10 protein-coding genes and 1 pseudogene are annotated in these 12,645 nt (G+C 43.7%); 3 read left to right on the top strand and 8 right to left on the bottom strand.

Translation table 11 applies throughout. The features are described 5' to 3' along the window. Positions 1 to 21: 21 nt before the first annotated feature. The 4 genes and pseudogenes from LPAF129_RS09670 to LPAF129_RS09685 form a co-directional block, all read right to left on the bottom strand. Positions 22 to 1,876: pseudogene (locus LPAF129_RS09670) on the bottom strand (heavy metal translocating P-type ATPase). Positions 1,877 to 1,952: 76 nt separating this feature from the next. Beyond that, the gene (locus tag LPAF129_RS09675; protein ID WP_244056697.1) at positions 1,953 to 2,240 is read right to left on the bottom strand and encodes an iron-sulfur cluster repair di-iron protein, ric; all 288 of its coding nucleotides are present in this window, start codon (positions 2,238 to 2,240) and stop codon (positions 1,953 to 1,955) included. A gap of 19 nt (positions 2,241 to 2,259) precedes the next feature. Beyond that, a complete protein-coding gene (locus LPAF129_RS09680) occupies positions 2,260 to 2,493 on the bottom strand; it encodes a heavy-metal-associated domain-containing protein (protein WP_244056699.1) in 234 nt (77 codons plus the stop codon). A gap of 182 nt (positions 2,494 to 2,675) precedes the next feature. Then, positions 2,676 to 3,356 carry a Crp/Fnr family transcriptional regulator gene (locus LPAF129_RS09685; RefSeq protein WP_244056701.1) on the bottom strand — a complete coding sequence of 227 codons (681 nt, stop codon included), beginning with the start codon at positions 3,354 to 3,356 and terminating at the stop codon, positions 2,676 to 2,678. A gap of 616 nt (positions 3,357 to 3,972) precedes the next feature. Here LPAF129_RS09685 and LPAF129_RS09690 point away from each other — a divergent pair. From LPAF129_RS09690 to LPAF129_RS09700, 3 genes are all read left to right on the top strand, one after another. Further along, positions 3,973 to 4,659, top strand: a complete 687-nt coding sequence (locus LPAF129_RS09690) for a PAS domain-containing protein (RefSeq protein ID WP_244056703.1) — start codon at positions 3,973 to 3,975, stop codon at positions 4,657 to 4,659. Positions 4,660 to 4,890: 231 nt separating this feature from the next. Further along, positions 4,891 to 6,360 (top strand): UvrD-helicase domain-containing protein, encoded by a 1,470-nt coding sequence (locus tag LPAF129_RS09695; protein WP_244056705.1) that lies wholly within the window; start codon positions 4,891 to 4,893, stop codon positions 6,358 to 6,360. 48 nt (positions 6,361 to 6,408) lie between these two features. Next, the gene (locus tag LPAF129_RS09700; RefSeq protein WP_244056707.1) at positions 6,409 to 6,696 is read left to right on the top strand and encodes a hypothetical protein; all 288 of its coding nucleotides are present in this window, start codon (positions 6,409 to 6,411) and stop codon (positions 6,694 to 6,696) included. Between the two features lie 81 nt (positions 6,697 to 6,777). Here LPAF129_RS09700 and LPAF129_RS09705 read toward each other — a convergent pair whose 3' ends face one another. The 4 genes from LPAF129_RS09705 to LPAF129_RS09720 form a co-directional block, all read right to left on the bottom strand. Continuing rightward, complete coding sequence (locus LPAF129_RS09705) at positions 6,778 to 7,635, bottom strand: helix-turn-helix domain-containing protein (protein ID WP_244056708.1); 858 nt, start codon at positions 7,633 to 7,635, stop codon at positions 6,778 to 6,780. 30 nt (positions 7,636 to 7,665) lie between these two features. Then, entirely contained in the window at positions 7,666 to 8,472 is an 807-nt protein-coding gene (locus LPAF129_RS09710) for a Cof-type HAD-IIB family hydrolase (RefSeq protein ID WP_244056710.1), read from the bottom strand. A gap of 22 nt (positions 8,473 to 8,494) precedes the next feature. Next, the gene (locus LPAF129_RS09715) at positions 8,495 to 9,421 is read right to left on the bottom strand and encodes a magnesium transporter CorA family protein (protein WP_244056712.1); all 927 of its coding nucleotides are present in this window, start codon (positions 9,419 to 9,421) and stop codon (positions 8,495 to 8,497) included. Between the two features lie 209 nt (positions 9,422 to 9,630). After that, positions 9,631 to 12,312, bottom strand: a complete 2,682-nt coding sequence (locus LPAF129_RS09720) for an HAD-IC family P-type ATPase (protein ID WP_244056713.1) — start codon at positions 12,310 to 12,312, stop codon at positions 9,631 to 9,633. Positions 12,313 to 12,645 lie beyond the last annotated feature (333 nt).

Raw genomic sequence — 12,645 nt, forward strand, 5'->3', positions numbered from 1 at the left:
CGTGCAAAAATGCACGTGTTTTTATTTTAACCGCTGATTTAATAAACGTAGTGCATTTAAGATCACCACGATAATACTAGCTTCATGCACAAACATCCCGATCCCCATATTCAGCCAACTGCCAAATAACAGACTGCCTAGCAAAAATAGCACCACACCAACAGCAAGTGCCATATTTTGCATCATGTTCCGTCTAGTGGCCTGCGCCAATTTGAGCGTCACAGCCAAACGACTAAAATCGGAATGCAGTAAAACAATATCCGCCGTTTCAATCGCGACATCAGTCCCATCGCCCATCGCGATTCCAGTATCAGCAGTCGCAAGCGAGGGGCTATCATTCACCCCATCACCCACAAATGCCACATTTTGCCCCTGCTTTTGTAATTCTCGCAGATAACTTGCTTTATCTTCCGGCAGTAAATCTCCTTTGGCATCGGTTAAATTCAGCTGGCTGGCAATTTGCTCGACCGTCTTCTGATTGTCTCCAGATAATAGGAGCAAATTTTGCACACCTAAGTTGGTTAATTTGGTCAGTTCTGCTTGAACATTCGGTCGCAATTGGTCCTTGATCCCCACGATCAAAGCTAATTTTTGTTCACTGGCCAGTAAAACGACTGAGTTTCCAGCAGCCGTAACTTCCTGCACTTGTGCTTGTGCTGCCTGAGTAATTTGAACGCCATTATTTTTTAACAACTGTAAGTTGCCAACGATAATTTTGTGACCCCTTACCGTTGCCAAAATTCCGCCCCCCGTAACGACCTGCGTGTCAGCTACAGGCAATTTGTGAACTGCTGGATAGGCCGTAACTATTGCCCGTGCCAAAGGATGTTCACTTTCTGCTTCCACACTAACCAATTGTTGCAGTGCGTCGTCTTCGTTCACGGTCGGCGGCACCAGAACTTGTGTCACGCGCGGTTTGCCCCAGGTCAATGTCCCTGTTTTATCAAAAACTAAAGTGTTGACCCGACTAAAATTTTGAATGGTTTCACTGCCCTTTAACAAAATCCCGTGTTTCGCTCCGTTACCGATTCCGGCAACATTTGACACTGGGATCCCGATCACTAAAGCTCCGGGACACCCTAAAACTAACATCGTGACCGCTAACTCAACATCTTTGGTTAATATTCCGACAATGAGCGCTAATAATAACACCGCCGGCGTATAATACTTAGCGAAACGGTCGATCAAACGTTCAACGTTCGACTTTGAATCTTGCGCTTCTTCTACTAACTCAATAATCTTACCGAAAGTAGTCTCTTCCCCAACTCGCTGTGCTTGAACTTGCAGAGTCCCATTTTCCAAAATCGTCCCCGCCGATACCAGTGACTCTGGCTGCTTGGCTACTAAACTGCGCCTCACCCGTAATACTAGCTTCATTTACAGCCCCGGTACCGCTAAGCACTTGACCATCCACCGGAATTTTTCCGCCAGTTTTGACTAATAACAAATCGCCCTGACTGACCGCAGTGATAGGTACTTCTTCAAATTGCCCAGCCTGATTTTGCTTAAAACTAGTCTGTGGGGCCATTTCCGTTAAAGCTTTGATGGCCTGCCTAGTTTTTTTAAGTGTGGCTTGTTCCAAAAAATGACCCGCCAAAAATAAAAATGTGACCACTGCCGCTTCTTCATAACTTTTCACAACAAACGCCCCAAGGACCGCGACTGTCACCAAGACGTCAATACTGACGACCTTAATTTTCAAAGCTTGAAATGCCTGAATCGCGATCGGTAAGACCCCCACCATTCCAGCCAAGATCAAAGCCAGCAGCTCAACTTTCCCCTGCTTCAGAAAAAAATGCTCCAACCCTGCCACTACCAATAAGCCGCCATTCAAAATTGTGAGTGCTCTTTTATGGTCTAAAATATATTTTTGCATTATCTTTCTCCTCAAATGAACTTTTTTAGTCAAAAACAAGGACTAAGCTGCTCGTCCTTGTTTTAACTTTAATTGTCTATTTTTCTGCCTGATATGCTTGCTTTAATTCTGCTAAAAATTGGTAGGTTTTTTCCATGGTCGGACAGGCATCTGCCGGAATACTAAAGCCCGCCGTTAACTCACTCATCTGTTGATACTCTGGACTTAAATCTGCATCAGACTGACTTTTAGCGACAATTTGTTCAAATAACTCATGGACTTGAAATGTTTCTGGATGCTTTTTGCCATGGGCTCGTGTGATCGCTAAAGTATACATTTCTAGTTGCGGAAAATACGCTGCTTGCAGTTCACGATATTTACTCATGATTGAATTCCTTCTTTCTTTACACTGCCTGAACTTTGGTGCTGACGACTGGATAACCCAGCTCCTCGATTGCCGTTTGAATCTTGGCAACAGTCGTTTCTGCCTCGTTAAAATTAACCTTTAACTTGCTGGCATTAAACAGCACTTGAATACTTGAACGATCGACCCCAGGGACTGCTGCCGCAGCCGCCTCGATTTTTTGCATACAAGTTGGACAAGCCAACTCTTCTAATTTGATAACAGCTTTTTTCATTAGATGGTACTCCTTTCTTGTTCCTTGATATGACATAGTCTAACGAGTTTGTCAGCCTTTTTAATTGATCAGTGTCAAGTTTAGCCGCTTTTATCAAATTTTACGCAAAAAAATGCTGTTCTCACTTCACGTTATGGTTGCTAACTATGAAGTAAAACCAGCGTTCATCCACATTATTTTTTCTACTCTTCCACTAAAGGCTCCAGTACCATAATTTTTTGGCTAGACAGTGACTTAATTTTCCCTTCAGCCGCTAATTTCTGTAGCGTGCGAGTCACCGATTCAGGTGTCGTCCCTAAATACGCCGCTAAATTTTTGCGATTCAATGGCAACTCAACCACAGGAGACTGTGATCCTGTCTCCTGTTGAGCAATTAAATCATTCAAATACAGGCTGATTCGCGCTCGAATCGTTGGTGCTGCAAGGAACGTTGCCTGCTTTTCAGCCTTTTCCAAGCGTTGCGCCATCTGATTTAACAGTTGGTAACTGATGGCCGGATAGTCCTGTAGAATTTGCACCAAATCTTGGTGCGTTAACAAACACAATTCGCTGGTCGTTAGCGCCTCCAGATAATTAGTCTGCTTTCTGCCTGTTTGAAAGACGCTCCAAACACCCGTGAATTCCCCCGCCGTCAATAAAAAGAGCAGCTGTTCTTGGCCGGTACTCAACAAATGGTAACCTTTCAACTGGCCTTGGTGCACGATCACCAACGTTTCATCCTTTTGTTGGGGACTTGCCAACAGCTCACCTTTTTGTACAGTTTTATTTGTTACTTTTTGCGCAATTTTAGCGATCGATGCTGGTTCCAGCCCTGAAAAAAGCGGTACCAAGCTCACGCAATGAATTTTTTCTGTAAGTTCCATCTGGTAATTCTCCTTATTCTAACTGACTTTCGCAGCCTTTATCATAATTTTATATAGTAAAATTCTAAAAATATAACTATATTATATAATGTAGTTGAAATCTTCACAAGTAAGCGGTATTATAGAGGAGTAAACAAATGAGTTGCACCAGCCAGTTCCAAGCCGAGCTTTGATTGCCTAGGACACTTTGAAAGTTCTGTTTCCCGGCTTGCTGCGCTCTGTGATGTAGTCGAGCTGCGAAACTCAGAAGATTCCGTCTAATCAGAAATGTCCTTCAATGCTTAAAACGCATTAAAAGCCATTTTTCCTTAGTACTCGTCTTCTAAACGAGTTTCTCCGCTCTGTGATTGTAGTCGAGCTACGTGAAGCAAGAGATTCCGCTTATCTCAACCCAACCTTCAATGCCTAAACCGCATTAAAGGTCAGGTTACGATCATGCTCGTCTCTTAACCGCTTCACTTCGCTCTGTGTTCGTAGTCGAGCTCCTCAAGCCAGGACTTTCCGCCCATCCAAGGCCAACCTTCAATGCCTAAATCACATTAAAGCTTAGTCTCCGATGGTGCTCGAGTCCTCCCGGCTTGCTGCGCTCTGTGATTAATGAGGGAGGATTTTTATTATGACTGAAGAAAAGAAAAACAATGTTGAAGCACCAGTTGAAGACCTATTTTCTACCAAAGACATCGATACCACGATCAAGGGACTTGAAAAAGCTTCAGAAACTTGGTATGAACAAGCTGCTGAACAAACTCATGCCGTCAGTGGTGACACCTACGTTAAATTAGACTGTGGTGTCCTAACTGTTGATCAGCTAAATTATTTCTTAAACTCAATGCCATTTGAATTGACCTTCGCTGATGATAATAATCAATTTTTATACTACAATAATATGATGCCCGCTGAAGAAATGTTAGCTGGTAGAAAACCCGGTCAAGTCGGGAATGCGATCGCCTACTGTCACCCAGAACGAGCACGGAAAGGTGCCGCAGCCGTAGTCAACTTACTCCGGACTGGCAAACAAAAGAAATTCAGACTAGCTGTTCCTGGTAACGGCCCCGATAAATGCGTCTTGCACGACTATATCGCCATGCACGATGAAGACGGACGTTTCCGCGGCGTCAACGAACAGATTTATGACCTGATGCCAGCAATTCAGTGGTACTTGAAACATACTGGTCAAAAACTAGTGGATGACCCTAATGTAACTGCTGATACTGTGACTGGTCCTTCACAACACAAAGAAGCCGAAAAAAAGGAAGCTCCACAAGTTGCTGATGCAACCAGCGGCGCCTCCCACCAAGAATAATCTAAGTTAATTAACTAACCCCCAAAATTAAACGACCGCCCAACTTTAGTCAATCAAAGTTGAGCGGTCGTTTGTTTTATCGTATTTTTCTGACAAATTTAAAGCGGAACCCTGCGCCATTTCATGCGTAGTCCCCCTCTTCCCATATTAATTATACCATGGTCTGCCAGCTAAAAAACAGTCTATTCTTTCAGCAATAAGCGTGTAAAATGGAAAGCCGGAGGTCAGCTTATGCATACAGAAAAAGAACATCTTCATTTCATCTATCACACGCTTCACTCAGAGATCCCAGTTTTAGAAAAACAACTTATCCAGTTAAAACAGGACGGTTTGAACATTAAGAAACAGCTGGGCAAAGATGGTCATTTAAATCTAGAAACCTTGGCCGAAAAAATCGATACTTTTGCCAATATTGAAGCTAATAATCGCCAAATCGATGCACTTAACCTAAGCTATTCAATTTTACAAAAGCGGCTTAAGAATGCTCGTCTTTTACTACCGCAAGCATACTTCGCAAAGCTCTCGCTAAAATTTGACGAAGATGATCAAAATCAACTTTATCTCGGAAAAGTTGGCTATGTTGATCAACATACCAATGATTTGATTTATGATTGGCGCGCACCAGTCGCTGAACTCTACTATTCTAACAAAGCTGGAGCGACCAGTTATGCAGCAAATGGGCGGACCATTCCAGTCACGGTTCAAGCACGAGAACAATTTGTGATCGACCACGACCGCTTACTTTCGGCAACTATGACCCAAATGGCGGTAACCGACCCACTGCTGCTGGCGGTGTTAGCGGAAAACCGTACCGGACATTTGAAGGAAATCACGGCAACGATCCAAGGTGAACAAAATACCTTCATTCGTGAGTCAGACCATGCTGTGGTAATTGCGAATGGTGTCGCCGGCAGTGGAAAAACATCTGTCTTGCTGCAACGAATTGCTTATCAGCTGTATCAGCATCGTTACGACTGGCAAGCCGAGAATATTTTATTATTAACTCCTAACCTGACTTTTAAAACCTATATCCAGGGTGTTTTGCCTTCCCTAGGTGAACAAGAACCGCTGAGCACGACCTATCAAACTTTCATTCAACAACTAGGACGGCACTTTGGTCTCAACCAAATCTCCACCCAAAATAACCATTTAGAACAGTTGTCCCAAAAAGTACAGGACCCCGCTGTCACACTTAAGCTTTCTTTCCTGCAGGCGGTCTTAAATCAGCTGAGTCCCGACGCTTCGCTACTAACAGCCGCTCAAAACGTCTGGCGCTGGTTAGGTGCAACAGGGCAAAGACCAGAAAAACCAGTCGACTGGCTAGATTGGCAAAGTCTCGCACAAAGTTGGCAGATCACTGAACTAACACAATATGATATTTTATACCTGTTAATTGTGTTAACTAACTATCGGCAAACTAACATTCAAGCTGTTTTTATAGATGAATCACAAGATTACGATGCCGACACTTGGACCTTATTAGCAGCGCTATTTGTTCACGCCGAATTGACCATCGTCGGGGACCGTGACCAACGACTGGCAGGCGTTAGTCCCAATATCGCTGACTACTTTCAGACTCGAAGCCACACACAATTGCAGCTCAGTACCAGTTATCGTGCCACGGGTGCGATCACTAAATACTTTATTCGTTACGCCAACTTATGGTCGCAAACTGGGCGCTTTGTCCAAGAACTAGGGTAAGAACCCGTTGAACTGAAACAACTTGACCTTGCACAAGTTGTAGCTGACTTGCCAGTTTCTGCTGGGCAAAGTATTGGGATCATCGTCGTGGACTCAGCGATGGCAACCGCCGCCGCAGCCCTTTTACCACAAGCTTCTTTGCTCAGTCAAGCCAATTCCGCTAGTTTGACCAGCGGAATTAGTATCTTAGACTTGCCAACTGCAAAAGGACTAGAATTTGATCATGCCATCATTCTTGGCTGGAATAACGCCTATTATCATGACCAACAAAATGGTAATAACCGGCGCTATGTCGCCACCTCTCGCGGTACAAAAACCTTAACGCTATTAGCCTAAATATTTTTCATAATCACACACAAAAGACCTGATTCACCGCCAAAACGTGTAGTTTCTGGTGAACCAGGTCTTTTTGTACTGTTATTTTTTTAAGAGCTTAATGATTTTTTGCTGCAAAATTTGGTTATTATTGAGTCTGGCAAAGGCTAAGGCATCAGATAATAAAGCGGATAGTTCTTTGTTAGACCCATGTTGGGCAGAAACATTTTGCGCCTTCCGAAATAAGATCCGTGCCAAATAATAGGTCAGGTGGTTTTCCGCACAAATTTGATAGCCATAATCCAACAACGGATCGCTGACTGTATAATCTCCAATGCTGCCAAAATAATCTGCCGTGTAAAATAACATGTTGAGGACCCGCCAAATTGTTTTGGTATCGGATAAGGCCAAGCTTTCCAATTGATCAAAAACTTTCTGGAAAAAATACTCCGCCTTAGCTAGATCTCGCTTTTTGTTATAGGCCAGACCACTGCCAGTATAGGCTAGTAAGGAAAAAATCGTCTGGTGTTCATTATCCAGTTCGCTTAAAATCAAGTTGAAAAAATACAGAGCACTTTCAATTGAACCCTCACCTAGAGCATAGACGTAACCTTGGACAAAAGCATACTGCATTTTGGCCGACTGCTCCAAGCTGTCAAACTCAATGACTGCTAACTTCTGTTGGGCGGCCTGATACTCGCTTTGGATCAATGCAAACTCAGCCTGATCAAGTTGCTTAGCTTCCACTGACTGCGAACGTGGTCCAGTCGGGAAAATTTCGTCTAAGGTTAATCCCAGTCGCTGACAGAGTTTGATCAGGACTTGAATCGATGGTGCTTTCCCATAATGTTCAAATTTACTCAAGGTCGCTTGTGTACAAATTCCCCGGCACAGCTCCGTTTGAGATAAGCCGAGATCTTTTCTAGCGGTGATAAACCGTTTAGTATTGATTTGGTCCATTTTCCACTCCTATCTTAGCGACTGCTAAACTTACAGCTTAAAGTATTTTTGGAGATAAACCGCAACACCATCGGCATTATTGTCTAAAGTCTCAGCGTTGGCTGCTTGCTTGATCAGCGGGATCGCATTGCCCATCGCCACGCCGATTTCCGCCGCCTGTAACATTTCCAAGTCGTTTTCTTGGTCGCCAAAAGCCATTAAGTTCGTCAAGTCTTCGCCAAAATGTCCCAGCAGTTCTTTGAGCCCGACTGCCTTATTCACACCACCCGGCAAGAATTCTAACAACTCTTCGCGTGATGGGACAATATGAAAATGCTGGTCAATTTCTGCGGGCAAACCAGCACGAGTCGCCGTCACCACTTGCGGTTCTGCTGAACTCACGACCTTACCGAAAGTTTCATCAGCAGGTAATTCTGCAAAGTTAATATTTTTAAAAGGCAACATTTTATTCATTGAAGCTTCATAGGTCGACTTACCCAACTCCACTAAGGAATAAACTCCGTTTGGACCAATAACATCTAGTGGATAATGACGCTGAGTCGCATCCTGGTACAAGACTCCCACTTCATCTTTAGTCAGTGTCGTTTGCGCTAAAATTTCGCGAGAAGCATTGTTTTGCACCAACCCGCCATTAAAAGTAATGGAATAATCATTCGGTTGTTTGAGGTCCAATTGCTGTACTAAGTGTGCAATCGCTGGTAATGGTCGACCAGTACACAAAACGACGCGGATCCCATTTTTGTGCAACTGCTTTAGGACCCGTTCATTGGTCGCCGAAATTTCTTTATTTGAGTTTAATAAGGTATTATCTAAATCCAATGCAATCGTTGTAATCATCGTTTTTCCTCTTTTTCTACTATTATTTAGACCGATAATGGTGATAGATCCAGAGTGTGCCCCAGATCAGCGCAGCCGTTAAGACCAGTGTCGTGACCCACGCCCACTCACCTTTAGCCCATGGTAAATGCATGTTCATCCCATAAAAGCCGGAGATGATCGGCGGAACTGCTAAAACCAACGACCAGACTGTCAAAAAACGCATCGTCTCGTTCAAGTTATTATTTAAAAGATTATTGTAGGTATTTGACAAACGATCAACGAGGTCCGCCGCATCCTGAGTGACCTGCTGACTTTGTTTCGTTTCAACCTCAACGTCACTCAAAAAGTCCAGTTCCTTTGGCTCAAGTGCAAAAGTAGCGTTATCAGAGCGACTGCTGAGCTGCATTTGTTGGATCGCTACCACATTATTATCCGAAGCTGTTGTTAAATACACCAACTGGTCGCTTAACTCAGCCAAGGCTGTAATTTGTGCATTAGTCGGGTGCTTACGATAATTAGCCAACTTTTCTCGTTGATGATTCAGCAAGTCGATTTGATCAACATAGTAATCATTAATACGCCATAATAAACGCAACAACGTCAGCATTGGCGAGTCTTTTTGTTGACTGGCAGCCGCTTTTTCAGTGAGTAATTCCTGTAATTTTTCAGCGACCCACTGCGCTTCGGAGCTAACTACTGAAACTAACTGGTCCGCAGTAATGATAAAGCTGACTGGCACGACTTGAAAACTTTGCTGCTCCTGGTCAGTCACAGCGACTCGCCAAATCAATAACCCCATTTTCAGTCGTTCATCAAAATCAAAGCGTGACCGTTCTCGTCCATCGCGAATATAGGAACGATACTTCGGTGATAAGTTAAAAGTAGTCTGTAGTTGATTTAAGTCTGCTTCAGTGGGCGCAATCAGACTGGTCCACTGCAGCGTTCCTGACTTTTCTGCATGATACATAACTTCCCCCGCTTTCTTACAGCTAGTTTTATTATACCAGCCTTTAAGTTGGAGACGGAACGAAAGCTCCTTTTATTTCGGATAATTTTTCCAACTATGACAGGCAAATGTCTCAGTTCAATTAAAAATGGCCTTCAATGCAGTACTACACATTCAAGGTCATTTCTTCTTTGCTTATTTTTCTACCTAACCTGTGCTAAAAAGCAGGTTTAAATTCGTTCAGCAGCCGCGCGTTTCACGCCGTGCCATTTTTTACGCAGTAATTTATCAAATTCCACTACTACAAAGACCACGATCCCGGACAAGAGAGCCACAATAAAGTATCTGACATTAACTCCAGTCGTTGAGAATAGGTTTTGCATGAATGGGACATAGGTTAAAAGTACCTGCAAGAGCAACATGATACCAATCACCCAAAAAGCCTTTTGATTAGCAAAAATATCCCGGTTCAAAGCAAAGTTATTGGTGCGAATATTAAAGAGATAAAAAATCTTACCACCAATAATAATGTTAACCATCAAGGTACTTGCTGCTGCCTGACTAGCTCCTTGGTCCATTAAAAAGTGATGACCCAATAAGCCAGTCCCAGCGATAATCAAAGACACATAAATCATCTGGAAAACATCATGCTTATTAACCATTGACTGGCCATTTTTTCGTGGCCTGCGCTTCATGATCCCCGCCTCAGCCGGTTCAAAGATAAACGCAAATTGAATCGTCACAGCCGAGACCATGTTGATCCACAATAACTGACTAGGTGTCATTGGCAATGGCATATCAAACAAAATCGAAAAGAACACGATCAGTCCTTCCGCAAACGAGGTTGGCAGCAAGAACAAGATACTCTTTTTAATATTGTCATAGATTCGGCGTCCTTCTTTGATCGCCGTCCCCATTGTCGTAAAATTATCGTCTGTCAAAATCATATCAGCCGCATCACGAGCAACGTCGGTCCCCTTGATTCCCATCGCGACCCCAATATTAGCAGTTTTTAACGCCGGCGCATCGTTGATCCCGTCACCGATCATCGCCGTCACTTGGCCGGCATTTTCCAAGGCATGCACAATTTCTAATTTATTTTGCGGTGTCGTTCGGGCAAAAACCTGATTTTCAGCCGCAGCGTCCTTTTGACCCGCGGCATCCAACTCATCCCACTCTGGACCGGTGATCGCACTAATACTTGGCGCTAAACCAAGTTGTTGTCCAATCGCTGTTGCCGTGACTGGCGAGTCACCAGTGATCATTTTGACCTGCACATGAGCAGCATTCAACTGCTTCAGCGTCGCAATTACTTCTGGTCGCGGCGGGTCAATAATTCCCGCTAAACCCAAGAAATTAATTCCCTGCTGCAAGAGTTCGTGACTCACTTCAGTCACATCAGCCGGTACATCCACCATCCCGACAGCCACGACTCGTTTACCGACAGCGGCTAGTTTTTCAACCTGGTCTGACCAATATTTTTCGTCAAAATCAGCTGACCCTTGTGCCATCAATTCAAATAATTTATCGGGTGAACCCTTCACGTATAAGATTTTTTGCTGACTAGTCTGTTCCTGAACCAGCCGTGCGATATAACGATAATCCGAGTCAAAAGGTAACATATCTAAAGACTCATAGGCCGGCTTTTGCTCAGTTCCCATGATTTTGTAATAGGCAGTTAAAAAGGCCCCGTCTGTCGGTTCACCATTAATTTGATAACTGCCATCGTCTGCTTGCACTAGTTCAGTATCATTGGCCGCAAAACCGGCCGTTAAGAAATTGGTCAGCTGCTGATTTGGCTTAACTTCTTGCCCATTTAGCATCAGCCCTCCTTGCGGACTATACCCCGTACCTGTCACGGTATAGTGAGCTTGATTTGTTAACAGATCTGTTAACGTCATTTCATTTTTAGTCAGAGTTCCTGTTTTATCAGTGGCGATCACATCCACAGCACCCAACGTTTCAACCGCTGGTAAAGTCTTGACCAACGTTTTTTTATTGCGTGCCATGTCAGAAACACCTAAAGCTAAGATCACAGAAGTTGTCGCTGGCAAACCTTCTGGCAACGAGCCAACGATCATTGTGACTACCGCTAAAGCTAAGACTGGTAGTGAATAAATCTGTAAGATCCAGCCGATAATAAATAAAATCACCGCAACCACCAAGATTCCAATGGAGGTTCCCTGTCCTAAGTTGCCAATTTCTTTCATCATCGGTGTTTGTTTTGGCTTAGCTTCAGCCACTGCCGTCGAAATTTTTCCAATCTCTGTTTCTGAGCCTGTCGCAACTACGACCCCTAGGCCAGAACCATTCGTGACACTCGTCGACATAAATGCTAAATTAGTCTGGTCAGCTAACGACACTTTTCCAACTGGCAAATCAGTCTCACTTTTATTGACTGCATCCGTTTCGCCAGTTAACGTCGATTCTTGCACCCGCAAATTTGCAGCCTGAACGATCCGCAAATCCGCTGGAACGCTATCGCCAGCTTCCAAATAGACAACATCGCCGACCACTAATTCTGTTGCCGGCACATCTTTTCTAGCACCTTCACGATAAACCGTCGCTTCGATCGCTAACATCTGCTTGATCCGTGCTAAAGCATCAGCAGCGTTGGCCTCTTGGAAGTAACCAATTAAAGCATTGATCACCACCACTAAACCAATCACTAATGTATCAGTTCGGTCCCCCACCAAGAGGGTCATCACCATCGCGGCAATCAAAATATAGGTGATCATGTTATTAAACTGCCTGATAAAGATCTTCCATTTGGGTGTTTTCTTGCTGGCTAACTGATTGGGGCCATTTTCTAAGAGACGTTTCTGAGCCTCACTAGCGGTTAGTCCCTGTTCAAAATCACCTGCTGGATATTCTTTGGTAAACTCTGACAAACTTCGTTGATAATGTTTCATTTCTCTGCTCCTCCTTCAATAAATCACGACCTACAATCTAGTCGCAGCTCTTTATTCAAGCAGGATCAGCCGTAAAATTAAGCGCCAACACGCTCCAGGATCTGCATCCATTAAAAACATCACCTCACAATCTAATCTTCCCTATTAATCCCATTTTCACTGATTTGACCCGCAAAATGCAAATAAAAAGCCTGGACAAATCACTGATTTTTTCCAGTAATTTGGGGTCTAAACTTTTTAGTGTTGATGAGTTGATCATCAGCACTTTTTTTCTACGCAAAAAGGACATCATTTGTCCTCGTGTGCTACGATTAAAGTGTCTAATTAAAATCA

Origin of the sequence: Ligilactobacillus pabuli (assembly GCF_022836475.1) — a bacterium.
GTDB classification, from domain to species: Bacteria; Bacillota; Bacilli; order Lactobacillales; family Lactobacillaceae; genus Ligilactobacillus; species Ligilactobacillus pabuli.

Coding starts and splice junctions, on each gene's coding strand:
- LPAF129_RS09705 (WP_244056708.1), bottom strand. CDS start 7,635: ATGGACCAAATCAATACTAAACGGTTTATCACCGCTAGAAAAGATCTC.
- LPAF129_RS09720 (WP_244056713.1), bottom strand. CDS start 12,312: ATGAAACATTATCAACGAAGTTTGTCAGAGTTTACCAAAGAATATCCA.
- LPAF129_RS09695 (WP_244056705.1), top strand. CDS start 4,891: ATGCATACAGAAAAAGAACATCTTCATTTCATCTATCACACGCTTCAC.
- LPAF129_RS09715 (WP_244056712.1), bottom strand. CDS start 9,421: ATGTATCATGCAGAAAAGTCAGGAACGCTGCAGTGGACCAGTCTGATT.
- LPAF129_RS09675 (WP_244056697.1), bottom strand. CDS start 2,240: ATGAGTAAATATCGTGAACTGCAAGCAGCGTATTTTCCGCAACTAGAA.
- LPAF129_RS09685 (WP_244056701.1), bottom strand. CDS start 3,356: ATGGAACTTACAGAAAAAATTCATTGCGTGAGCTTGGTACCGCTTTTT.
- LPAF129_RS09710 (WP_244056710.1), bottom strand. CDS start 8,472: ATGATTACAACGATTGCATTGGATTTAGATAATACCTTATTAAACTCA.
- LPAF129_RS09690 (WP_244056703.1), top strand. CDS start 3,973: ATGACTGAAGAAAAGAAAAACAATGTTGAAGCACCAGTTGAAGACCTA.
- LPAF129_RS09680 (WP_244056699.1), bottom strand. CDS start 2,493: ATGAAAAAAGCTGTTATCAAATTAGAAGAGTTGGCTTGTCCAACTTGT.